Origin of the sequence: Enterobacter cloacae complex sp. ECL72 (assembly GCF_019056635.1) — a bacterium.
Lineage (GTDB): Bacteria > Pseudomonadota > Gammaproteobacteria > Enterobacterales > Enterobacteriaceae > Enterobacter > Enterobacter hormaechei_C.
This window is the reverse complement of the sequence record NZ_CP077659.1, coordinates 3,973,873-3,997,133: the sequence shown is the minus strand read 5'-3', so window position 1 is coordinate 3,997,133 and position 23,261 is coordinate 3,973,873. Positions and strand designations below refer to the sequence as shown.

The following is a 23,261-nucleotide window of genomic DNA, read 5'->3' as shown; positions in this document are numbered from 1 at the left end:
GTGCGGTAATACGTTGATGCAGGGGGCATTGTGGATATCTCAATCCTGATTTATGCAGTGATTGCGCTGGTGAGCGTGGGAATTGGCTGGCTCATTTCCGGCTACCAGCATGCGCAGCAGAAAGCCGAACAGCTGGCAGAGCGCGAAGAGATCGTCGCTGAACTTAGCGCGACGAAACAACAGCTTGCGCTGAGTGACCACTGGCGCGACGAATGCGAACTGCTCAATAACGAACTGCGCAATCTGCGTGATATCAATACCTCGCTGGAGGCCGATCTCCGTGAAGTGACCACCCGTCTTGAGTCCACCCAACTGCACGCCGAAGACAAAATCCGTCAGATGATCAACAGCGAGCAGCGTCTTAGCGAGCAGTTTGAGAACCTCGCGAACCGCATTTTTGAGCACAGCAATCGCCGCGTGGATGAGCAGAACCGCCAGAGCCTGAACAGCCTGCTGACGCCGCTGCGTGAACAGCTGGACGGCTTTCGCCGTCAGGTACAGGACAGCTTTGGTCAGGAGGCCCGCGAACGCCACACGCTGGCGCATGAAATTCGTAATCTCCAGCAGCTGAATGCGCAGATGGCGCAGGAGGCGGTTAACCTGACGCGCGCACTGAAAGGTGATAACAAAGCGCAGGGAAACTGGGGCGAAGTGGTCATGACGCGTGTGCTGGAGGCCTCTGGCCTGCGCGAAGGATACGAATACGAAACGCAGGTCAGCATTGAGAACGATGCGCGCTCGCGGATGCAGCCGGATGTCATTGTTCGTCTGCCACAGGGCAAAGATGTGGTTATCGACGCCAAAATGACGCTGGTGGCCTATGAGCGCTACTTCAACGCGGAAGATGACTACGCCCGCGAAACAGCGTTGCAGGAGCACATTGCCTCCGTGCGTAACCATATCCGTCTGCTGGGCAGAAAAGATTATCAGCAGTTGCCGGGGCTGCGATCGCTGGATTATGTGCTGATGTTCATTCCGGTCGAGCCTGCGTTCCTGCTGGCACTCGACAGACAGCCCGAACTGATCACCGAAGCGCTGAAAAATAACATTATGCTGGTCAGCCCCACCACGCTACTGGTGGCGTTACGTACCATTGCCAACCTGTGGCGCTATGAGCACCAAAGCCGTAACGCGCAGCAGATTGCCGATCGCGCCAGCAAGCTGTACGACAAAATGCGGCTGTTTGTGGACGATATGTCCTCGGTGGGGCAAAGCCTGGATCGCGCGCAGGATAACTACCGCCAGGCGATGAAAAAACTCTCCTCCGGGCGTGGCAATTTGCTGGCGCAGGCGGAGGCGTTTCGCAGCCTGGGGGTGGAAGTTAAACGCGAGATTAATCCGGAACTGGTGGAGCAGGCTACCGCTCAGGACGAAGAGTTTCGTCTGCGTGAAGGCGACGGTAAGCAAAATAGCCGCAATGAAGACAACGATTTAGCGGCGAGTTTATCCCCCGAAGCGCAGCCGGCGCGTTTCTTTCACGGTGGTTGAAACGTAGGGCAAATGCGCCCAATCTGTTACACTTCACGAACATTTGACTGATTAGCAGGCTCTGAGATGGTTGACGATTCACAAGACACAACGCACTTTGGCTTTCAGACTGTCGCCAAAGCGCAGAAAGCTGACATGGTGGCCCACGTATTTCATTCCGTGGCGGCGAAGTACGATGTGATGAATGATTTGATGTCATTTGGCATTCATCGCTTGTGGAAGCGCTTCACTATTGATTGCAGCGGCGTGCGCCGTGGACAAACGGTGCTGGATTTAGCCGGAGGCACAGGGGATCTGACCGCTAAATTCTCCCGTCTGGTTGGCGAAACCGGCCGCGTGGTGCTGGCGGATATCAACGACTCCATGCTGAAAATGGGACGCGAAAAGCTGCGTAATATCGGCGTGGTAGGCAACGTTGAATATGTTCAGGCCAACGCCGAAGCGCTGCCGTTCCCGGACAATACGTTCGACTGCATCACCATCTCTTTCGGTCTGCGTAACGTTACCGATAAAGATAAAGCGCTGCGCTCCATGTACCGCGTGCTTAAGCCGGGCGGTCGACTTCTGGTACTCGAGTTTTCTAAACCGATTATCGACCCGCTGAGCAAAGCTTACGATGCCTATTCCTTCCACGTTCTGCCGCGCATCGGCGAGCTGGTGGCAAACGATGCAGAAAGTTACCGTTATCTGGCCGAGTCCATCCGAATGCACCCGGATCAGGACACGCTGAAAGCGATGATGCAGGATGCGGAGTTTGAAAACGTGGAATACTTCAATATGACGGCGGGTGTCGTCGCGCTGCATCGTGGTTACAAGTTCTGAGTGGAGGTTTCCCGTGCCCATTAAACCCTTAGTCACCGCTGGCATCGAGAATGTGCTGAATGCCTTTCTGTATCGCGCTCCGGCGCTGAAAACCGCACGTCAGCGGCTTAACGGAAAGGTGCTGCGCATCGTTTTAAAGGAGTTCTCGACGCCGCTTGTGTTGGTCTTCAGCGAACGCCAGCTTGACGTTCTGGGTGAGTGGGAAGGCGAGGCTGACTGCTCGGTGATTACGCACATGAGCGTATTGCCAAAACTGCGTGACCGTCAGCAGATGACGGCGCTTATTCGCAGCGGTGAGCTGGAGGTCGAAGGCGATATTCAGGTGGTACAGAACTTCGTTGCACTCAGCGATCAGGCTGAATTCGACCCGGCGGAACTGATGGCGCCCTATATCGGCGACATCGCGGCTGAAGGTATAAGCAAAACGCTGCGCACGGGTTCCGCTTTCCTTCGTAAAGGTCTGCTCCGTCAACAGCGCTACGCTGCCGAGGTGCTGACCGAAGAGTGGCGTATGGCGCCGGGGCCTTTAGAAGTCGCCTGGTTTGCAGAAGAGACCGCGGCAGTTGAGCGCGCAGTTGATGCGTTAACCAAACGGCTGGAAAAACTGGAGGGCAAATGACGCCTGGTGAAATTCGGCGCCTCTATTTTATCGTTCGCACCTTTTTGAGCTACGGGCTCGACGAGCTTATCCCCAGAATGCGTATCACCCTGCCGCTTCGGCTTTGGCGTCGCACGCTGTTCTGGATGCCGAATCGCCATAAGGATCAGGAGCTGGGCGCACGCCTGCGTCTTGCGTTACAGGAGCTGGGCCCGGTCTGGATCAAGTTTGGGCAGATGCTCTCAACACGTCGCGACCTTTTCCCACCGCAGATTGCCGATCAGCTCGCGCTATTGCAGGACCGCGTTGCTCCGTTTGACGGAGAGAGAGCGAAGAAACAAATCGAAGAAGCGATGGGCAATATCCCCATCGAGACCTGGTTTGATGATTTCGATATTCAGCCCCTGGCCTCTGCCTCTATTGCGCAGGTTCACACCGCGCGCCTGAAGGAAAATGGCAAAGAGGTGGTCATCAAAGTGATTCGTCCGGATATCCTGCCGGTTATCAAAGCAGACATGAAGCTGATTTATCGCCTGGCTCGCTGGGTGCCGCGTCTGTTGCCGGATGGTCGCCGTCTGCGTCCGCTGGAAGTGGTTCGGGAATACGAAAAAACGCTGATTGACGAGCTTAACCTGCTGCGTGAATCGGCGAACGCCATTCAGCTGCGTCGAAACTTTGAAGACAGCCCGATGCTGTATGTTCCTGAAGTCTATTCTGACTATTGCAGTCAGAACATGATGGTGATGGAACGTATCTACGGTATTCCGGTCTCGGACGTGGCGGCGCTGGAAAAACAGGGCACCAACATGAAGCTGCTGGCCGAGCGTGGCGTGCAGGTCTTCTTTACTCAGGTTTTCCGCGACAGCTTCTTCCATGCAGACATGCATCCGGGCAACATCTTCGTCAGCTATGAGCACCCGGAAGATCCGAAATACATCGGCATCGACTGCGGTATTGTCGGCTCGCTAAATAAAGAGGATAAGCGCTACCTCGCAGAGAACTTTATCGCTTTCTTCAATCGCGACTACCGTAAGGTGGCCGAGCTGCACGTGGATTCAGGCTGGGTTCCGCCAGATACCAACGTGGAAGAGTTTGAATTTGCGATCCGCACCGTCTGTGAGCCGATTTTTGAAAAGCCGCTCTCGGAGATCTCTTTCGGACACGTCCTGCTCAACCTGTTCAACACCGCACGCCGATTCAATATGGAAGTGCAGCCGCAATTAGTTTTACTTCAGAAAACATTACTTTACGTTGAGGGCGTAGGCCGCCAGCTCTATCCTCAGTTAGACTTGTGGAAAACCGCGAAACCGTTCCTCGAATCCTGGATTAAGGATCAGGTCGGAATTCCAGCTCTGATTCGCTCGCTTAAAGAGAAAGGCCCGTTCTGGATTGAAAAAATGCCTGAAATTCCTGAACTGGTTTACGACAGTTTGCGTCAGAGCAAGAACCTTCAGCACAGCATGGATAAAATCGCGCACGAGCTTCAATCCAGTCGCGTGCGTCAGGGGCAGTCCCGCTATCTCTTCGGAATTGGCGCGACGCTGCTGATAAGCGGCACGTTGCTGTTGATCAATCGTCCGGACTGGGAAATGATGCCAGCCTGGATTATGGCTGCCGGTGTGGTTGTCTGGCTTGCTGGCTGGAGAAAAACGCGCTGAATTAGCGTCGCTATCGAGAGATTGCATACGTATAATGCGATCTGACTAATTAATCATCTATCACTGGGGAACACGCATGGGTGGTATCAGTATCTGGCAGTTAGTGATCATTGCCGTCATCGTTGTGCTGCTGTTTGGCACGAAAAAACTCGGATCGATTGGTTCCGACCTGGGCGCGTCAATCAAAGGCTTCAAGAAAGCCATGAGCGATGATGAGAATAAGCAGGAAAAAACCAGTCAGGATGCTGATTTTACCGCTAAATCCATCGCCGATAAGCAGGACGAAGCCAAAAAGGAAGAGGCTAAACGTCACGATAAAGAGCAGGTGTAATTCGTGTTCGACATTGGTTTTGGTGAGTTACTGCTGGTCTTTGTGATTGGTCTGATTGTGTTGGGGCCGCAGCGTTTACCCGTTGCGGTGAAAACCGTCGTGGGCTGGGTGCGGGCGCTTCGCTCGCTGGCAACTACCGTGCAGAACGAGCTGGCGCAGGAGCTGAAGCTTCAGGAATTTCAGGACAGCCTGAAAAAGGTTGAAAAGGCGAGCATGGACAACCTGACGCCGGAGCTGAAAGCATCAATGGATGAGTTGCGCGAAGCGGCGGAATCCATGAAGCGTTCTTACAGCATTAACGATCCTGAGAAGGCGAGCGATGAAGCAAACACCATCCACAATCCGGTGGTGAAGGGTAGCGAAGAGCAGCGCGAGGGTGTAACGCCTTCCAGCGCGGAGCATCAGGCTGCTTCGCCAGAGCAATCGCCGCAGGAGCCCGAAGTGAAAAAGCAGGTGCCGCCGGAAGAGCCCGTGGTCAAAACGGCTGAGGTAAAACCCGCCGCGCCCGTTTCCGAATCATCCCCCTCGTCGAGTGATAAAGCGTAAACATGGCAGTAGATGATACTCAACCGCTTATTACGCACCTCATTGAGCTGCGTAAGCGCCTGTTAAACTGCATTATTGCGGTTTTCCTCATTTTTTTATGTCTGGTCTATTTTGCCAACGATATCTATCAGGTGGTTTCCGCGCCGCTGATTAAACAGATGCCTCTGGGCGCGACGATGATTGCAACAGACGTTGCTTCACCGTTCTTTACCCCGATCAAACTGACCTTCTGGGTGTCGTTGATTGCCTCTGCGCCGGTCATTTTGTATCAGGTCTGGGCATTTGTGGCGCCCGCGCTGTACAAGCATGAACGCAAGCTGGTTATTCCGCTGCTGGTGTCCAGTTCGCTGCTGTTTTATATCGGCATGGCGTTCGCCTACTTCGTTGTCTTCCCGCTGGCCTTCGGCTTCCTGACGCATACCGCACCGGAAGGGGTACAGGTGTCGACGGACATCGCCAGCTACCTCAGCTTCGTGATGGCGCTGTTTATGGCCTTTGGTGTCGCCTTCGAGGTGCCCGTAGCAATTGTCCTGCTCTGCTGGGTGGGGGTGACCACGCCTGACGATCTGCGTAAGAAGCGCCCGTACATCCTGGTGGGGGCATTTGTCGTAGGTATGCTGTTAACGCCACCGGACGTCTTCTCGCAAACCTTACTGGCGATACCTATGTACTGCCTGTTTGAAGTCGGCGTGTTCTTCGCTCGTTTCTACGTCGGAAAGGGGCGTACCCGGGACGAAGAAGACGAGCCGTCTGAAGAGACTACTAAAGAATAAAACCAACCGCCCGTCAGGGCGGTTGTCATATGGGGATACGTATGTTTGATATCGGGCTTAACCTCACCAGCGCCCAGTTTGCGAAAGACCACGATGAGGTGGTGGCGCGCGCCTTTGCCGCCGGCGTGGGTGGGCTGCTACTGACGGGAACGAATCTGCATGAGAGTGAGCAGGCACGGCAGCTGGCGCAACGCTATCAACACTGCTGGTCCACCGCAGGCGTGCATCCTCATGACAGCAGCCAGTGGACGCATGAAAGCGCTGAGGCGCTTCATCGTCTGGCACAAACGCCAGAAGTGGTTGCCATTGGCGAATGCGGGCTTGATTTCAACCGTAACTTCTCGACACCTGAAGAGCAGGAGAAGGCATTTACCGCCCAGCTCGCGCTGGCAGCAGAGCTGGAGATGCCGGTGTTTATGCACTGTCGCGATGCGCATGAACGTTTTATGGCGCTACTGGAACCCTGGCTGGAGAAACTGCCGGGCGCGGTGTTGCACTGCTTTACGGGCTCCCGTCAGGAAGCGCTGGATTGCCTGAACCGCGGGCTGTATTTGGGTATCACGGGCTGGGTCTGCGATGAGCGTCGTGGGCTGGAACTGCGTGAGCTGTTACCCGTTATCCCGGCCGATCGTTTGCTGCTGGAAACGGATGCGCCGTATCTGTTGCCCCGGGATATGCAGCCCAAACCGCCATCACGACGTAATGAACCGGCCTACCTGGGGCATATTGCTGAGCGAGTGGCGCACTGGCGCGGAGAAGATGCCCAGTGGCTGGCAGCACAAACCGATGATAACGTGCGTCGTCTGTTCGGCGTGCAGTTCTAAACTTTGCGGAAATCGGTGTTTTTAACGCTCTGCAACACCTCTTTGTTCAGCAGGTTGAGCAGCAGCATGGAGCGCGCTTCACCGTCCGGCTCAGCGAAGATGGCCTGTAACCCTTCAAAGGCGCCTTCGGTGATCACCACGCTGTCGCCGGCATAAGGGGTTTCCGGATCGGTAATATCTTCAGGCTGCTGGTAGACAGAAAGCTGATGAATAACCGATGACGGTACTCTTGCCGGATGGGCGCCAAAACGCACAAAATGGCTGACGCCGCGCGTGGCGCTGATCGTCGTGGTGTGGATCACTTCGGGGTCGAACTCGACGAACAGATAGTTCGGGAACAGAGGCTCACTGACGGTCGTGCGTCTTCCACGCTGCATTTTTTCAAGCGTGATCACGGGTGTCAGGCAGTTAACAGACTGACGTTCAAGATGTTCCTGCGCGCGCTGAAGTTGCCCGCGTTTGCAATACAGTAAATACCAGGCCTGCATAATCACTCTTCCCATTGTTCGGGGCGCAAGCATACCAAAACCCTGGCGGGATCGCTAAGGTGATTATAATGGCGAAAAAGAGAGTAAGTCGTGGAAGTTCACGCTAATTTAACAAAATTACAGCATCACGCGGTCTTACGCCGTATAATGAAGCGCTTACAGAGAGGCCATGATTAACTGCATGAAATACCACGATCTACGCGACTTCCTGGCGCTGCTGGAAAAGCAGGGCGAACTCAAACGCATTACGCTTCCTGTTGATCCGTATCTGGAAATGACAGAAATCGCTGACCGCACCCTGCGCGCGGGCGGCCCGGCGTTGCTGTTTGAAAACCCAAAAGGCTACGCCATGCCGGTGCTGTGCAACCTGTTTGGCACACCTCGCCGCGTGGCGCTGGGGATGGGACAGGAAGATGTCACGGCGTTACGTGAAGTGGGCAAACTGCTGGCCTTTCTTAAAGAGCCGGAGCCGCCAAAAGGGTTCCGCGACCTGTTCGACAAGCTGCCGCAGTTTAAGCAGGTGCTGAACATGCCCACCAAACGCCTGCGCGGTGCGCCGTGCCAGCAAAAAGTGCTGGAAGGCGATGCGGTGGATCTGACCAAAATTCCCATCATGCAGTGCTGGCCTGACGATGCCGCACCGCTGATCACCTGGGGCCTCACCGTGACGCGTGGGCCGCATAAAGAGCGTCAAAACCTCGGCATTTATCGCCAGCAGCTGATTGGCAAGAACAAGCTCATCATGCGCTGGTTGTCCCATCGCGGTGGGGCGCTGGATTTCCAGGAGTGGTGCGCGGCCCATCCGGGCGAACGCTTCCCGGTTTCCGTCGCGCTGGGTGCCGATCCGGCAACCATTCTGGGCGCGGTGACGCCTGTTCCTGATACGCTGTCTGAATATGCCTTTGCAGGGCTGCTGCGCGGCACCAAAACCGAAGTGGTGAAGTGCATCTCCAATGACCTGGAAGTACCGGCCAGCGCAGAGATTGTGCTGGAAGGTTACATTGAACAGGGCGAGCTGGCGCCCGAAGGGCCGTACGGCGACCACACCGGCTATTACAACGAAGTGGATAACTTCCCGGTGTTCACCGTCACCCACATTACCCAGCGTGAAGATGCCATCTATCACTCCACCTATACCGGCCGTCCACCGGATGAACCGGCGGTGCTTGGCGTGGCGCTGAACGAAGTGTTCGTGCCGATCCTGCAAAAGCAGTTCCCGGAAATTGTTGATTTTTATCTGCCGCCGGAAGGGTGTTCGTATCGCCTGGCGGTGGTGACGATGAAGAAGCAGTATGCCGGTCACGCTAAGCGCGTGATGATGGGCGTATGGTCTTTCCTGCGCCAGTTTATGTATACCAAGTTTGTGATTGTCTGCGATGATGACGTCAATGCCCGCGACTGGAATGACGTCATCTGGGCCATCACCACGCGTATGGATCCGGCGCGTGATACGGTGTTAGTGGAAAACACGCCGATTGATTACCTGGACTTTGCCTCGCCGGTTTCCGGCCTTGGCTCAAAAATGGGACTGGATGCCACGAACAAATGGCCTGGCGAAACCGACCGTGAATGGGGTCGCCCGATCAAAAAAGATCCTGCCGTGACCGCGCGAATTGACGCGATCTGGGACGAGCTGGCCATAATGAATAACGGTAAGGCAGAATAAGACCGTTTAGCCCTATAGACTTCCCGACAGAGAGAGCGAATGACAACCTTAAGCTGTAAAGTGACGTCGGTAGATGCTATTACCGACACCGTATATCGCGTCCGTTTGGTTCCTGAAGCGGCCTTCTCATTCCGTGCCGGTCAGTACCTGATGGTCGTGATGGACGAGCGTGATAAGCGTCCTTTCTCTATGGCCTCAACGCCAGCAGAGAAGGAATTTATTGAGCTGCATATTGGTGCGTCTGAGCTTAACCTGTACGCGATGGCCGTGATGGACCGCATCCTGAAAGAGCGTGAAATCGTGGTCGATATTCCTCACGGCGAGGCCTGGCTGCGTGAAGACGAAGACCGTCCGCTGATCCTGATTGCCGGTGGCACGGGCTTCTCATATGTCCGCTCTATTCTGCTGACCGCGCTGGCGCGCAACCCGAATCGCGATATCACCATCTACTGGGGCGGCCGTGAAGAGAAGCATCTTTACGATCTGTCTGAGCTGGAAGCGCTGAGCGTAAATCATCCAAACCTGCGCATCGAGCCGGTTGTCGAGCAGCCGGAAGAGGGCTGGCGCGGGCGCAGCGGTACGGTGCTGACTGCGGTATTGCAGGATCACGGGACGCTGGCCGGGCACGATATCTACATTGCCGGTCGCTTTGAAATGGCAAAAATTGCCCGCGACCTGTTCTGCAACGAGCGTGACGCGCGGGAAGATCGTCTGTTTGGCGATGCGTTTGCGTTTATCTGATTGAGAGACCCGCTTCGGCGGGTTTTTTATGCTCGGGCAATAGCCTGGTGAAAATTTAACCTTGAAATGAGCGGCGCAATGCCGTTATTCTTGTTCCCGTTAAATTTCGCCCTCAGGAGCGCCCCCCAAAAATGAACAAACACGACTGATGAATTTCGATCCTTGCTCAACGCACCGCGTCGGCAGGGGATGTTTTGATTTCATTCAGGAGTGCTTATGGCTCATTTTGCGCAGTCCCCCTCTTTTATTTTGCATCAGGTCACCTGTCAGTTTGCGACGGGCGATATCCTTTTTGGTCCACTGAATCTTTCTCTGGATGCGTCAGTGTGCGCGCTGGTTGGCCGCAACGGCAGCGGCAAAACACGGCTGCTGCGGCTGCTGGCAGGGGTTGATGAACCCGCCAGCGGTCATATTGAGCGCTTTGGTACACACGTCTATGTGGCGCAACAGCAGGATATTTCTGCGGATACCACGCTTGCCGGACTGCTTGGTTACGACGCGATCTTTGCGGCGCGCACGCGCATCGACAGCGGTCATTATGAACCCGACGATCTCGACACGCTCGACGGTTACTGGGATCTGGCTGAACGGCTGAGCCAGGCTTTTATCGCTGCAAAACTTCCCCCTTTTGACCCGAATAAACGCGCGGCAGAACTGAGCGGCGGCGAGCGCATTCGTGCTTTGCTGTGCAGCGCATTCACCGCAGATGCTGATTACCTGCTGCTGGACGAACCGACCAACCACCTCGACAGGCAAGGCCGCGTGTGGTTCTACGAGCAGCTTTCCCGGTATCAGGGCGGGGTACTGGTGGCCTCTCACGACCGTGAGTTGCTGGCCCAGGTACCGCGTATCCTTGAACTGAGCGCGTTGGGCTTGCGCAGCTACGGGGGGAATTATGCTGACTATCGAACCCAGCGTGATGCTGAGCAACTGGCTGCCCGCGCCGCGCTGGAGCATGCTGCCACCGAACGCAAGCGTACCCGCGCCCGTATGCATAAAGAGCATGACGACAGCCTGCGGCGTTCAGCCAAAACGCTTCGCACGGTCGACAGCCTTAACATCGCCTCGTTTGAACGGGTCAAATACAAAGGGGCGGCGAAAGAGCGTATTGGTTCCTGGAAAAAACAGCATAGCGATCAAAATCATGCTCTGAACGCTGCGTTCAACCAGGCACGCGAGCGGGTTGAAGAGGATAACGCGGTGATGTTTACCCTGCCGGGCAGTGAAATCCCGGAAGGAAAACAGGTACTGGTGCTGGAAGAACTGGTGCTTCCGCACGTGCCTGTCTCCCCGATAAACTGGCGAATGGATGGCCCGATGCGCGTGGCGCTACGCGGGCCGAACGGCTGTGGAAAATCCACGCTGTTGAAAGTGATGTTGGGCAAAACAGCCCCTGTCACGGGAACCTGTAAGGTCTCCGTCAGGTGTGCGTATCTCGATCAGCATCTTTCCCGGCTGGATCTGTCGCAGTCGGTGATGACACACCTTAGCCTGGGCAATACGCCGCTCGAAGAGGGGGCGCTGCGTACCCGTTTAGCGCAGCTTCAGTTGGGCGCAGAGAAAGTGACACTACCACTGGCCGAACTGAGTGGCGGCGAGCGCCTGAAGGCCGCGCTGGCCTGCGTATTGTGGCGTGAAGCGGCAACGCAGCTGTTGCTTCTGGATGAGCCGACCAACCATCTTGATCTGGCCTCTGTTCAGGCCATTGAAGCGGCCTTAGCCGATTACCCCGGCGCGCTGCTGGTGGTGTCGCATGATGAAGCCTTTCTGGCAGGGCTGAAGCTGACGCATGAACTGGTATGGGAAGAGACGGGATGGCGATGTGAAAGCCTGTAAACACAAGCCCCCGCAAGGGCGGGGGCAAACAAACTTTATCAGGCTAACTGCTTGCGAAGGTCAGGGTTTGCCTGGATCAGGCGCATCAGCTTTAGCTCGGCTGGGGTAGGTTTTTCACGTTTTGACTCCCACTCCAGCACCATCGCTACGCTGACACCCATCGCTCTTGCGAATTCATCTGTTTTCAGGCCCGATCCTTTGCGTAAACGCTCAAATTCACTAAAAGGATTGGACTTTTGATTCAGGGTAACCGTCGGCGGTACATCTTTAAAAATAATCTGTTCCAGGCTGCTCAGCAGCTCAAACTCAGGATCTTTTAATTCCATTGAGAACTCCTCATAAATCACACATCGGGATCATGAACATCAGAGAGCCTGTTAAGAATAGTCCCTAAACCAGACACAGGATCGTCACGGCTGTGATTAATTGTGCGATAACGATCGCTTTACGCGTTTCAGCTATATGGATAGTTATGCTAATTACCTGATTAGTCATATGTAGGGATGCACAGGTATTTTTTTGTAAATAGTCAGTACAAAAACGGGAATACCCGTTTTGCATGAAAACTCTATCTTGCAAGGCTGACCTGGACTATCCTTGTCAGCGTTGGGCACGCGTGTGCCGGTGTGCGCTTTTTGGGTGAAAGGAGTAATAAAATGGCGACAGGAAAGTCCTGCTCTCGCTGGTTTGCGCCTATTGCGGCGTTGTTGATGGTTGTTAGCCTGAGTGGGTGTTTCGATAAAGAAGGCGATCAGCGCAAAGCGTTTATCGATTTTCTACAGAATACAGTGATGCGTAGCGGCGAGCGTTTACCAACGCTGACTGCGGATCAGAAAAAACAGTTTGGTCCATTCGTGTCGGATTACGCCATTCTGTATGGCTATTCACAGCAGGTAAGCCAGGCGATGGATTCCGGTATTCGCCCGGTAGTGGATAGCGTGAATGCCATCCGCGTTCCACAGGATTATATGACCCAGCGCGAACCGCTGCGCCAGTCAAATGGCGCGCTTGGGGTACTGAGCCAGCAGCTGCAAAATGCCAAAATGCAGGCTGATGCGTCGCGTTCCGCGTTGAAGCAGGGCGAGGATCTCAAACCGGTCTATGACCAGGTGTATGAGAAAGTCGTGACCAAGCCGTCAAACGCCTTGCAACCGCTGATCCCGGCGGCGCAGGTCTTTACTCAGCAGCTGGTTCAGGTGGGTGACTTTATTAGTGAACAAGGTACGCAGGTGAGCTTCGTCTCTAACGGTATCCAGTTCCCGACCTCCCAGCAGGCGAGCCAGTACAACGCGCTGATCGGGCCGCTAGCGTCCCAGCATCAGGCCTTTAGCCAGGCCTGGAGCGCAGCGGTCGCTGCTACGGAATAAGAAAAACCCCCGCTTCGGCGGGGTTTTTTTTATGCTTGATGAAAATAACACTTGTCATTCATCTACCACATCGGTATAACTATGTTCGTCGGTTTGTTACACAGACCTAAAGCAGTTTAGTAAAGCAGTCCAGATTGTTATCCATAGATACCCTTCGTAGTGACCCTTCCTTCATCGCTTAAAAATCTGTAACGCAATCCATCAAGCCGGAAGGCACAATATATTTGTTAATAAGGTAATTTCTATGTCTGCTAAAATGACTGGTCTGGTAAAATGGTTCAACGCTGATAAAGGTTTCGGCTTCATCACTCCTGACGATGGCTCTAAAGACGTGTTCGTACACTTCTCTGCTATCCAGAACGATGGCTACAAATCTCTGGATGAAGGTCAGAAAGTTTCCTTCACCATCGAAAGCGGCGCTAAAGGCCCAGCAGCTGGTAACGTTGTAAGCCTGTAAGCTTCCAACCCAGTAGCACAAAATTCAAAAACCCGCCTTCTGGCGGGTTTTTTCGTATCTACTGTTGTATCTGCGGGTTAACGCAGTTCTTATCCACTTTACCGCCGAGCGCGGCAATCAGATTATCCACGGCGGTCGCCGCCATATTGTAGCGTGTTTCATGAGTGGCAGAGCCGATGTGGGGCAGGGCGACGACGTTCGGCATGGTCAGTAGCGGAGAATCCACCGGCAGCGGCTCCTGTTCAAACACGTCCAGACCGGCTGCGTGGATCTCACCGTTTTGCAGGGCCTCAATCAGCGCCTTCTCATCGACCACCGGACCACGACCCGCGTTGATGAAAATGGCCGACTTCTTCATCTTTTCAAAGGCCGCTTTGCCGATGAGATGACGCGTTTCATCCGTCAGCGGCAGGATCAGGCAGACAAAGTCGGCTTCCCGCAACAGCGTATCAAGCTCGCAGTAGCGGGCGTTGAAACGTTCTTCAGCTTCACTGTGGTGACGGCGTGCGTTATACAGGATGGGCATGTTGAAGCCAAAATGCGCGCGCTGTGCCAGCGCCAGACCGATACGGCCCATCCCAACAATCCCCAGCGTTTTGCCATGAACGTCCACGCCGAACCAGTCCGGGCCAATGCTTTTCGTCCATTCGCCCGCTTTCACGCGCTCGGCCACTTCCACCACGCGACGGGCGGTGCTGAGCACCAGCGCCATCAGCGTGTCGGCGACGGTTTCCGTCAGGGCATGCGGCGTGTGCATCAGCAGGATGTTGCGTGCGTTTAGCGCATCCACGTCGAAATTGTCGTATCCCACCGAAACGGTTGAGGTAGCACGAAGCTTCGGCATTTTCTCCAGCAGCGCTGCATCCACCTTTTCGCTCGAACCCAGCAGGCCCTCGGCGCTGGCAAACGCGTCGGCGTGCTGCGCCACGGTTTCCGGGCTGAGGTTCTTTACCCGGGTAACGGTAAAGTGTTCCTCCAGGCGTTTTTGCAGATCTTCAGGCAGTGCTTTGTACAAAATGACGGACGGCTTCATGCTAATCTCCGTTGATTTTAAAAGGATTCAGGCGTGGCGTGCGCCGACGGGTAGCTGTTGATTATTAGCAGGCTTAACAATCAAAGTAAGCCATACCGAGGCAAAAAGCGCCACCCCCATAAAGATGTAAGAGGCCGACGGGCTGCCGGTGGTGCCGTTCAGATAGCCCACAAACCACGAGCCAAAGAACGAACCCAGCGCGCCCATACTGTTGATCAACGCCATCGCGCCCCCTGCGACGTTACGCGGCAGCATTTCCGGGATGATGGCAAAGAACGGACCATACGGGGCATACATGGCCGCACCCGCAATCACCAGCAGAGTGTACGAGACCCAGAAGTGGTTTGCGCCTACGGCCCAGGAGCCAATGAAGGCAAAAGCAGCGATCAGCAGCAGTGGCCAGACGAACAGCTTACGGTTTTGCAGCTTGTCCGATGCCCAGGAGACGATAATCATCGCGATGGTCGCAGCCAGGTAAGGCACGGATGACAGCCAGCCCACTTCCACCATGCCAAGGTTTTCACCGCCGCTGCGGATAATCGACGGCAGCCACAGCACAAAGCCGTACACGCCAATGCTCCAGGTAAAATACTGTGCGCACAGCAGGATGACATTCCGGGAGCGGAAGGCTTCGCCGTAGTTACGCACCGCTTTCAGCCCCTGCTGCTCTTTATCCAGCTGTGCCTGGAGTGCGGCTTTTTCGTCCTCAGAAAGCCATTTCGCCTGGGCTGGCTTATCTTTCACCAGCACCCACCAGCAGAAGGCCCAGATAATCGCGGGAACCCCTTCGATGATGAACATCTCGCGCCAGCCGAAGGACTGGATCAGATAGCCGGAAACCACCGACATCCACAGCACGGTGACCGGGTTACCGAGTATCAGGAACGTATTAGCACGTGAACGCTCAGATTTTGTGAACCAGTTACTGATGTAAATCAGCATTGCTGGCATGACGGCCGCCTCAACCACGCCGAGAATAAAGCGAATGGCCGCCAGAGCAGGTATGTTATTCACCACGCCAGTAAGCGAAGCACAGGCACCCCACAAGATCAGGCAGATGAAAATGAGCTTTCGCACGCTGCGGCGTTCAGCGTAAATCGCGCCGGGGATCTGGAAGAAGAAATAACCCAGGAAGAAGAGGGCACCCAGCAGGGAGGAGACCCCTTTGGTGATCCCGAGGTCTTCGTTGATCCCGGCGGCGGATGCGAAACTGAAGTTGGCACGATCCAGGTACGCCAGGCTGTACGTGATAAACACGATTGGCATGATGTACCACCAGCGTTTTACTGCATTGGTCGAACTGTTCATAGGCTTGCCTCTGTTGTTGAGGTTGTTGCCGCCGTTGTCTGTAGGGTACACGGTGGCTTAATTATCTGGTGCGGATTGCTGCCCTCACCCAGGCCCTCTCCCACAGGGAGAGGGAATTTAGACGCCGAGCTCTGCTCGTGTTGGTAATCCTTCGCTGTCGCCCTGCACCTGAATCGCCAGCGAACCAATTTTGTTGCCTCGCGCCACGGCCTGCGACAGCGGTTTGCCCTCCAGCAGGGCGCTGATGACCCCGACGGCAAACCCATCGCCCGCGCCCACGGTATCGACCACGTTGTCGACTTTTACCGCAGCGACAGCGCCTTGCTCACCGTCGGCAGTTTTGAACCATGCGCCGTCGGCACCGGTTTTCAGCACCACGGCTTTTACCCCTCTGTTGAGGTAAAAATCAGCAATGCCTTCGGGCGTGCTTTCGCCAGTGAGGATCATTCCCTCTTTTATGCCCGGCAGAACCCAGTCCGCCTGAAACGCCAGTCGGTTTAGTTTCTCAGCCATCTCCGCTTCGCTTTTCCACAGCACCGGGCGCAGGTTAGGATCGAAAGAGATCGTTTTGCCCTGTGCTTTCATTGCCGAAGCCGCGTGATCCAGTAAATCGTACGAGCTGGTCGAGAGCGCCGCCGCCACGCCGCTCAGGTGCAGGTGGCGCGCGGAGGATAAATACGCGGCGTGATAATCATCCACGGAGAGATGGCTTGCCGCTGAGCCTTTGCGGAAATACTCCACGATGGGATCGGTTCCATTTTCAACTTTAGATTTCAGCTGAAAGCCCGTCGCAAAGCGTCCGTCGAGGGTCACGCCTGCGGCATCAATGCCCTCTTTTTTCAGTGAGTCGAGAATAAAATGGCCAAAGCTGTCATTTCCCACGCGGCTTACCCAGCCGACATTCAGCCCCAGCCGCGCAAGTCCGGTAGCAACATTCAGCTCGGCACCTGCCACGCGTTTAATGAAGTGCTCCACTGCGCTCAGCTCGCCCGTTTCGGTGGCGACAAACATCGCCATGGCCTCGCCAATGGTGATGACATCCAGCGTCTTGTGCATGGTTTACTCCTCGCGCAGCAGGTTGACGTAATGGCGGGTGACGGCGGTGAGATCCGTCCCTTCCAGCGGAAATTCGATACCGCGTGGCGCATCGGCAGGGAGTTGATTAAGCAGATCCCGCCAGCGAGAATCGGTCTGATCCGGCGCGACGGCGCGGAACTGCGCCTTATGCGGGACTGCGGACTTCACATGAATATAGCTCACGGCGGGAGCCAGCTGACGTGCAGCCTCTTCCGGAGAGTCGCCAACCCACAGCCAGTTGCCCATATCGAACGTCAGCGTGACCGGCAGCGCCATTACCCGGCAGGCGGCTTTGAAGCGCTGCATCGGCGCGAGCTGCCCGCAGTCGGTCTGGTCGTTTTCCACCACCAGCGTCATGCCGCTTTCATCCAGCAGTGCGCGCAGGGCTTCAAGCGGCTGTTTGTCGCTGAAATGACCCAGCGAGACTTTAAGCCACAGCGCGTTCAGGGCGCTGGCTTCGCTAAGGTAGCGCGGGAGATCCGTGTTGAGGGTGCCATCGGGCATAAACAGGGGGGCCGGGGCGGAGTAGCACGCCAGTAAACCCAGCAGTTCAATGGACTCGCCGAGCGCAGGCAGGGCCATTAACTCGTCGTTGCTGAAGAGCTCGCGGCGGATTTCAACGCCATCAGCTCCTGCGCCGGCAATAACGGGAAGTATTGCCCGTTGACCGCCTGCCTGTCGCACCTGATCCGCACCATACGCGGCGGTGACCACCATAATTTTCCTGCTCATTTCCTGACTCCAGAGCGTAATCGATAGTATTACGCTAGATGGAACCGGTTCCAAAGAAAAGATCGGGATGCTGAATTTATGATCGCTGTCACGAAGGGGAAATTAACGGGCAGTAGAGCCGCGAACGATCAGTTCGCCGGAAAACACCTGCTCGCGTACGGCGTCGCGGGTGCCTTCAATGCGGCGAACCACTTGTTCAACCGCGGCATAGCCGATCTGCCAGGTGGGTTGTTTGAGGGTGGTGATGCCTACGCCAGCAAGTTCTGCCCACTCCAGTTCATCAAAGCCGAGTAAGCCGATGTCGCTGCCCCAGTGCAGGCCAATGCGTTTAAGCGAGCGGGCAACCTGAAGCGTCAGCGCCCCGTTCGCGGAGATCACCGCCTTGCGCATACCCCGATGGCGGGTATGGAACTGGCGCAGGGTATTATCCAGCTGCCCGGCTTCATGCAGGGGGATTTCGGCATTCTCGGCGATCACGCCGGGATATCGCGCCAGCGTGGCACGAAATGCCGCCAGGCGGTCGCGGCGGGTGTTAACCATGCCCAGCGGTTCGCTCAGGAATAAAATGGCTTCGAAGCCCTGTTCAATCAGGTGCTCAGTGGCGGTGGTAGCCGCCTGGGTGTTATCCAGCCCGACCACATCGCAGGCAAATTCCGGGATTTTTCGGTCAATAAGCACCATTGGCAGAGACGATTGTTGCAGACGATTTAGCCCCTCTTCTCGCATCCCGACGGCATTCACCACAATCCCTTCCACCTGATAGCTGCGCAGCAGATCGAGGTAATGCAGCTCCTGATCAACCTCGTTATTGGTGTTACAGACCAGCGGGGTAAAGCCTTTTTCACGGCACGCCGCTTCGATGCCGCTGAGGACGTTAACGGAATAGGGGTTGGTGATATCGGCGATGATGAGGCCAATCAGACGGGTGCGGCCCCGCTTGAGGCCGCGCGCCATCAGGCTGGGACGGTAGTCGAGATCGGCAATGGCCTGTTCGATTCGTGCCAGCAGCGCATCGGAAAGCAGGTGTTTCTCGCCGTTGAGGTAGCGTGAAATGCTGGTTTTACCGGTTTTGGCGGCTTTCGCCACGTCGCTGATGGTGGCCCGGGTTGGTTTGATCATCGCTGATTTCCCTGAATTTAGTGAGAATACCTTAGCGGGAAAATCTGGCGAATCAAGCAATTTACCGGGTGGCGCTGCGCTTACCGGAGGTTGCGGTCTGATGTCCTCACCCCAACCCTCTCCCACGGGAGAGGGCGCAAACACTAAAAACGGCAACGGGGTTGCCGTTTTGCTTTTAACTACTGCACCGGGCTTAACGTAATCTCAACGCGGCGGTTCTGCGCTTTGCCTTCCGCCGTGCTGTTGCTGGCGATCGGGTTAGCCGGACCCATGCCGCTGGTGCGGATGCGGTTCGCTTCTACGCCCTGGGCGATCAGCGAGCTGGCCACGGAATCGGCGCGCTGCTGGGACAGACGCATGTTCAGATCCTGGCTGCCGGTGCTGTCGGTGTAGCCAATCACGTTCACGGCAGTTTTATTGTACTCTTTCAGCACTGCGGCCACGCCGGTCAGGGTGTTTGCGCCTGCGGGTTTCAGCGTCGCGCTGCTGCTGTCAAAGGTCACGTTGTTTGGCATGTTCAGGATGATGTTGTCACCGCTGCGCGTCACGCTCACGCCCGTACCTTTCATTTTGTCACGCAGTTTTGCTTCCTGCACGTCCATGTAATAACCCACGCCGCCGCCCAGAGCTGCGCCTGCCGCTGCGCCAATCAGCGCACCTTTGCCGCGATCTTTCTTGGAGGAGGAGAGTGCGCCAACGCCAGCGCCCACCAGGGAACCAATACCCGCGCCAATGCCGGATTTGCCCGCTTCGCGTTCACCGGTGTAAGGGTTGGTTGTGCAGCCAGAAACAGCCAGTGCGCCGCTCACCAGAGCGGCAATAACGAGTACGCGTTTTTTCATCTTATTTCCTTAATCCTTTTTATTCTTTGCCACGATGGACGTGGCAGTGGATTATGACGTCCGGATACGGAGAAAATTCAGTGTATAACTCTGAAATTTGTCACAAACGATAAACTGCCTCAATGAAAGGCCGAAACACCTGCACGCAACCAGGAGCGCACGCTTTGAGCACCTCAACAAAAACCATTCTGACCGCCGCCCACTGGGGGCCGATGCTGGTCGAAACCGATGGCGACACTGTGCTGTCGTCTCGCGGGGCTTTGCCTTCGCGCCATCTCAACTCTTTACAGACCGTCGTTCGCGATCAGGTACACAGTAAAACCCGCGTCCGCTGGCCGATGGTGCGTAAAGGCTTTCTGGCGTCACCGGATAAGCCGCAGGGTATTCGTGGGCAGGATGAGTTCGTACGCGTGAGCTGGGACGACGCGCTGGCGCTGATCCATACCCAGCATAAACGCATTCGCGACAGCTATGGCCCGTCGTCCATTTTTGCCGGCTCCTATGGCTGGCGCTCGAACGGCGTGCTGCATAAGGCCGCAACCCTGCTGCAACGCTATATGAGCCTGGCCGGAGGATACACCGGCCATCTGGGCGATTACTCGACCGGCGCGGCGCAGGCAATCATGCCGTATGTCGTGGGCGGGAATGAGGTTTATCAGCAGCAGACCAGCTGGCCGCTGGTGCTGGAGCATGCGGAGGTGGTGGTGCTCTGGAGCGCCAACCCGCTCAATACCCTGAAAATTGCCTGGAATGCGTCCGACGAGCAGGGCGTTTCCTACTTTGATGCGCTGCGCAAAAGCGGCAAGCGCATCATCTGTATCGATCCGATGCGTTCTGAAACGCTGGATTTCTTCGGCGACAGCGCCGAGTGGATCGCGCCGCATATGGGCACCGACGTGGCGATGATGCTGGGCATCGCCCACACCCTGGTGGAGAACGGCTGGCACGATACGGAATTTCTGGCGCGCTGCACCACGGGCTTCGATAAATTTGCCGACTACCTGACGGGACAAACCGACGGTATCGCCAAAACCGCAGAGTGGGCTGCGGCGATTTGTGGCGTTGATGCCGTTAAAATCCGCGAACTGGCGACGTTATTCCATAGCCGTGTCACGATGCTCATGTCCGGCTGGGGGATGCAGCGCCAGCAGTTTGGCGAGCAGAAGCACTGGATGCTGGTGACGCTCGCCGCGATGCTCGGGCAGATTGGCACACCCGGCGGCGGTTTTGGGCTTTCCTATCACTTTGCTAACGGCGGCAACCCGACGCGAAAAGCCGCGGTGCTGGCCTCCATGCAGGGCTCAGTGCAGGGTGGCGTGGACGCGGTAGATAAAATTCCGGTGGCACGCATTGTTGAAGCCCTGGAGAACCCAGGCGGGTTTTATCAGCACAACGGCCAGGATCGGCATTTCCCGGATATTAAGTTTGTCTGGTGGGCGGGTGGGGCCAACTTCACCCATCACCAGGATACTAACCGCCTGATCCGCGCCTGGCAGAAACCGGAGCTGGTGGTGATCTCGGAGTGCTTCTGGACCGCGTCAGCGAAACATGCCGATATCGTTTTGCCCGCCACGACCTCGTTCGAGCGTAACGATCTCACCATGACGGGGGATTACAGCAATCAGCATATGGTGCCGATGAAGCGCGTCGTGGCTCCCCGGGATGAAGCGCGGGATGATTTTGATGTCTTTGCCGACCTGAGTGAAATGTGGGAAGCGGGCGGTCGGGAGCGTTTCACCGAGGGCAAAACCGATCTGCAATGGCTGGAAACGTTTTACCAGATTGCCAGCCAGCGCGGGGCTGCGCAGGGCGTGACGCTGCCGCCATTCGCTGAGTTCTGGGAGGCGAATCAACTCTTCGAAATGCCGGAAAGCGAGCAGAATGCGCGGTTTGTGCGCTTTGCTGACTTCCGTCGCGATCCGGAGAATCACCCGCTAAAAACCGAAAGCGGGAAGATTGTGATCTACAGCGAACGCATCGCCAGCTTTGGCTACGCGGACTGTCCGCCACATCCGGCGTGGCTGGAGCCGGACGAATGGCATGGCAATGCGCAGCCGGGGCAGCTTCAGCTGCTGTCTGCCCATCCCGCCCATCGTCTGCACAGCCAGCTCAACTATTCGGCTTTGCGCGAGCAGTATGCGGTGGCGGGTCGTGAGCCGATTGCGCTGAACAGCGATGACGCAAAGGCGCGGGGGATTAACCACGGCGACCTCGTTCGGGTCTGGAACGCGCGCGGGCAGGTGCTGGCAGGCGCCGTGGTGAGTGACGGGATCCGCCCTGGCGTTTTCTGCATTCATCAGGGCGCATGGCCGGATCTGGCGCTGGACGAGGGCGGTATTTGTAAGAACGGCGCCGTAAACGTGCTGACCAAAGATCTCCCCAGCTCGAAGCTGGGGAATGGCTGCGCGGGGAATACGGCGCTGGCATGGGTGGAGAAATATGAGGGGCCGGCGCTTACCCTTACGGCGTTTGATCCGCCTGCCAGCTCATGATCCACGTCGGGTGTTGGGTATCATCCTGCCAGGCGCTGTCTTCGATGCGAAAACCCTGAGCATGATAGAAATTCACCGCCCGCACGTTTTTCTGATACACCTCCAGAGTTAAATACGGATAGTGCTGCTGAACGTGGTTCAGCAGCGCACGCCCGATCCCCTTTCCGATGAACGCCGGGGCGATAAACAACGCCCCCACGAACTGGAACTGCATGACGCTGATAAAACCGCACAGGGTACCGTTTTCTTCCCAGACCCAGGTCTCGGCGGCGGGAAGGTATTCATCCCGCACTACCGCTTCATTCGCTTGCCAGTAACTTGCGTCGATAAACGGATGCGCCTCGGTGGTGCTCTCCAGCCACAGACTCAAAAGCGGAGCGGTGTCCTCACTTTGCCATTTGCGGATCATGGTGGCCCTCCGGATGGCAGAAGCAGCCCGTAATGTGGTCATTGACCAGCCCGCAGGCCTGCATAAAGGAGTAACAGATGGTGGTGCCCACAAACTTAAAGCCGCGTTTTTTCAGCGCTTTCGACAGGGCATCTGAGGCGGGGGTCGACGTTGGGATCTCTGCAAGCGTGGCGGCCTGCGTCACCTTCGGCTCGTTATCCACAAACGACCAGACGAATGCTGAGAAGGGTTCGCCGTTTTGCTCCATCGCCAGATAAGCACGCGCGTTACCAATAATGGCCTGAATTTTACCGCGATGGCGGATGATACCGGTATCCAGAACCAGCCTTTCCACGTCGTCGTCGGTCATGGCGGCAACCGCAGCCGGATCGAACTGGTGGAAGGCTTTGCGATAGTTCTCACGCTTTTTCAGAACGGTGATCCACGACAGTCCGGCCTGCTGGCCTTCAAGGCAAATCATTTCAAACAGTTTTTTACCGTCGGTTTCCGGTACGCCCCATTCCTTGTCGTGATAATCGATATAAAGCTGATCCTGGCTTACCCAGCCGCAACGTTGCATAGGTCATCTCCCTTCCTGATACGGTAAACGCAAAAATTTCAATCTGCCCGGCTTGACGTGTCTGCTAAAGAGACAATAGTTAATACAGGGCTATA

Annotated in this window: 24 protein-coding genes; 14 read left to right on the top strand and 10 right to left on the bottom strand. The window is 56.1% G+C overall.

Features of this window, described 5'->3' with window-relative positions; all coding sequences use genetic code 11:
* Window positions 1-30: 30 nt before the first annotated feature.
* The 8 genes from rmuC to tatD all read left to right on the top strand — a co-directional run bounded on the left by rmuC (window position 31) and on the right by tatD (window position 7,040).
* Window positions 31-1,488, top strand: coding sequence for a DNA recombination protein RmuC (rmuC, locus tag KTH07_RS19280; protein WP_063162199.1), 1,458 nt, complete (start codon window positions 31-33; stop codon window positions 1,486-1,488).
* Window positions 1,489-1,554: 66 nt separating this feature from the next.
* Window positions 1,555-2,310, top strand: coding sequence for a bifunctional demethylmenaquinone methyltransferase/2-methoxy-6-polyprenyl-1,4-benzoquinol methylase UbiE (gene ubiE, locus KTH07_RS19275; protein ID WP_003860790.1), 756 nt, complete (start codon window positions 1,555-1,557; stop codon window positions 2,308-2,310).
* 13 nt (window positions 2,311-2,323) lie between these two features.
* The gene (locus tag KTH07_RS19270) at window positions 2,324-2,929 is read left to right on the top strand and encodes an SCP2 domain-containing protein (RefSeq protein WP_023295740.1); all 606 of its coding nucleotides are present in this window, start codon (window positions 2,324-2,326) and stop codon (window positions 2,927-2,929) included.
* Window positions 2,926-4,566, top strand: a complete 1,641-nt coding sequence (ubiB, locus tag KTH07_RS19265) for a ubiquinone biosynthesis regulatory protein kinase UbiB (protein ID WP_023302908.1) — start codon at window positions 2,926-2,928, stop codon at window positions 4,564-4,566. Before KTH07_RS19270 ends, ubiB begins: the two co-directional genes overlap by 4 nt.
* Before the next feature lie 76 nt (window positions 4,567-4,642).
* Window positions 4,643-4,897, top strand: coding sequence for a Sec-independent protein translocase subunit TatA (tatA, locus tag KTH07_RS19260; protein ID WP_003860787.1), 255 nt, complete (start codon window positions 4,643-4,645; stop codon window positions 4,895-4,897).
* Window positions 4,898-4,900: 3 nt separating this feature from the next.
* Window positions 4,901-5,443 carry a Sec-independent protein translocase protein TatB gene (tatB, locus tag KTH07_RS19255; RefSeq protein WP_003860783.1) on the top strand — a complete coding sequence of 181 codons (543 nt, stop codon included), beginning with the start codon at window positions 4,901-4,903 and terminating at the stop codon, window positions 5,441-5,443.
* Between the two features lie 2 nt (window positions 5,444-5,445).
* Window positions 5,446-6,216, top strand: a complete 771-nt coding sequence (gene tatC, locus KTH07_RS19250; RefSeq protein WP_015569997.1) for a Sec-independent protein translocase subunit TatC — start codon at window positions 5,446-5,448, stop codon at window positions 6,214-6,216.
* Window positions 6,217-6,257: 41 nt separating this feature from the next.
* The gene (gene tatD, locus KTH07_RS19245) at window positions 6,258-7,040 is read left to right on the top strand and encodes a 3'-5' ssDNA/RNA exonuclease TatD (protein WP_017694739.1); all 783 of its coding nucleotides are present in this window, start codon (window positions 6,258-6,260) and stop codon (window positions 7,038-7,040) included.
* Here tatD and rfaH read toward each other — a convergent pair.
* Complete coding sequence (rfaH, locus tag KTH07_RS19240) at window positions 7,037-7,528, bottom strand: transcription/translation regulatory transformer protein RfaH (RefSeq protein ID WP_003860779.1); 492 nt, start codon at window positions 7,526-7,528, stop codon at window positions 7,037-7,039. The two genes, tatD and rfaH, sit on opposite strands and share 4 nt — an antisense overlap.
* Before the next feature lie 169 nt (window positions 7,529-7,697).
* Between rfaH and ubiD the strand changes: the two genes are divergently transcribed.
* From ubiD to KTH07_RS19225, 3 genes are all read left to right on the top strand, one after another.
* On the top strand, window positions 7,698-9,194 hold the full coding sequence (gene ubiD / locus KTH07_RS19235) for a 4-hydroxy-3-polyprenylbenzoate decarboxylase (RefSeq protein ID WP_017383578.1): 1,497 nt from the start codon (window positions 7,698-7,700) through the stop codon (window positions 9,192-9,194).
* Between the two features lie 39 nt (window positions 9,195-9,233).
* Window positions 9,234-9,935, top strand: a complete 702-nt coding sequence (gene fre / locus KTH07_RS19230; RefSeq protein ID WP_003860778.1) for an NAD(P)H-flavin reductase — start codon at window positions 9,234-9,236, stop codon at window positions 9,933-9,935.
* A gap of 216 nt (window positions 9,936-10,151) precedes the next feature.
* The gene (locus KTH07_RS19225) at window positions 10,152-11,771 is read left to right on the top strand and encodes an ABC-F family ATP-binding cassette domain-containing protein (protein ID WP_017383577.1); all 1,620 of its coding nucleotides are present in this window, start codon (window positions 10,152-10,154) and stop codon (window positions 11,769-11,771) included.
* 38 nt (window positions 11,772-11,809) lie between these two features.
* Here the strand turns inward: KTH07_RS19225 and KTH07_RS19220 are convergent, their stop codons facing one another.
* Window positions 11,810-12,097 carry an HTH-type transcriptional regulator gene (locus KTH07_RS19220; protein WP_003860776.1) on the bottom strand — a complete coding sequence of 96 codons (288 nt, stop codon included), beginning with the start codon at window positions 12,095-12,097 and terminating at the stop codon, window positions 11,810-11,812.
* 330 nt (window positions 12,098-12,427) lie between these two features.
* Here KTH07_RS19220 and KTH07_RS19215 point away from each other — a divergent pair, with 330 nt between their 5' ends.
* Together KTH07_RS19215 and cspA are read left to right on the top strand one after the other, a co-directional pair.
* Window positions 12,428-13,138, top strand: a complete 711-nt coding sequence (locus KTH07_RS19215; RefSeq protein WP_017383576.1) for a DUF3053 domain-containing protein — start codon at window positions 12,428-12,430, stop codon at window positions 13,136-13,138.
* Window positions 13,139-13,382: 244 nt separating this feature from the next.
* Complete coding sequence (gene cspA / locus KTH07_RS19210) at window positions 13,383-13,595, top strand: RNA chaperone/antiterminator CspA (RefSeq protein WP_003860775.1); 213 nt, start codon at window positions 13,383-13,385, stop codon at window positions 13,593-13,595.
* Between the two features lie 58 nt (window positions 13,596-13,653).
* Here the strand turns inward: cspA and ghrB are convergent, their stop codons facing one another.
* The 6 genes from ghrB to KTH07_RS19180 all read right to left on the bottom strand — a co-directional run bounded on the left by ghrB (window position 13,654) and on the right by KTH07_RS19180 (window position 19,706).
* A complete protein-coding gene (gene ghrB / locus KTH07_RS19205; protein ID WP_017694736.1) occupies window positions 13,654-14,628 on the bottom strand; it encodes a glyoxylate/hydroxypyruvate reductase GhrB in 975 nt (324 codons plus the stop codon).
* Window positions 14,629-14,655: 27 nt separating this feature from the next.
* The gene (locus KTH07_RS19200; protein WP_023302911.1) at window positions 14,656-15,936 is read right to left on the bottom strand and encodes an MFS transporter; all 1,281 of its coding nucleotides are present in this window, start codon (window positions 15,934-15,936) and stop codon (window positions 14,656-14,658) included.
* A gap of 117 nt (window positions 15,937-16,053) precedes the next feature.
* Window positions 16,054-16,992, bottom strand: a complete 939-nt coding sequence (locus tag KTH07_RS19195; RefSeq protein WP_023302912.1) for a sugar kinase — start codon at window positions 16,990-16,992, stop codon at window positions 16,054-16,056.
* 3 nt (window positions 16,993-16,995) lie between these two features.
* A complete protein-coding gene (locus KTH07_RS19190) occupies window positions 16,996-17,745 on the bottom strand; it encodes a sugar phosphate isomerase/epimerase (RefSeq protein WP_015569989.1) in 750 nt (249 codons plus the stop codon).
* Between the two features lie 102 nt (window positions 17,746-17,847).
* Window positions 17,848-18,864 (bottom strand): LacI family DNA-binding transcriptional regulator, encoded by a 1,017-nt coding sequence (locus tag KTH07_RS19185; protein WP_015569988.1) that lies wholly within the window; start codon window positions 18,862-18,864, stop codon window positions 17,848-17,850.
* A 179-nt stretch (window positions 18,865-19,043) separates the two neighbouring features.
* Window positions 19,044-19,706, bottom strand: a complete 663-nt coding sequence (locus tag KTH07_RS19180) for an OmpA family lipoprotein (protein WP_015569987.1) — start codon at window positions 19,704-19,706, stop codon at window positions 19,044-19,046.
* Window positions 19,707-19,828: 122 nt separating this feature from the next.
* Between KTH07_RS19180 and KTH07_RS19175 the strand changes: the two genes are divergently transcribed.
* Window positions 19,829-22,198, top strand: a complete 2,370-nt coding sequence (locus tag KTH07_RS19175; protein ID WP_044488942.1) for a molybdopterin guanine dinucleotide-containing S/N-oxide reductase — start codon at window positions 19,829-19,831, stop codon at window positions 22,196-22,198.
* Here the strand turns inward: KTH07_RS19175 and KTH07_RS19170 are convergent.
* Together KTH07_RS19170 and tag are read right to left on the bottom strand one after the other, a co-directional pair.
* Entirely contained in the window at window positions 22,167-22,607 is a 441-nt protein-coding gene (locus KTH07_RS19170) for an N-acetyltransferase (protein WP_015569985.1), read from the bottom strand. The two genes, KTH07_RS19175 and KTH07_RS19170, sit on opposite strands and share 32 nt — an antisense overlap.
* Entirely contained in the window at window positions 22,585-23,166 is a 582-nt protein-coding gene (gene tag / locus KTH07_RS19165; RefSeq protein ID WP_017383572.1) for a DNA-3-methyladenine glycosylase I, read from the bottom strand. Before tag ends, KTH07_RS19170 begins: the two co-directional genes overlap by 23 nt.
* Window positions 23,167-23,261: the final 95 nt, after the last annotated feature.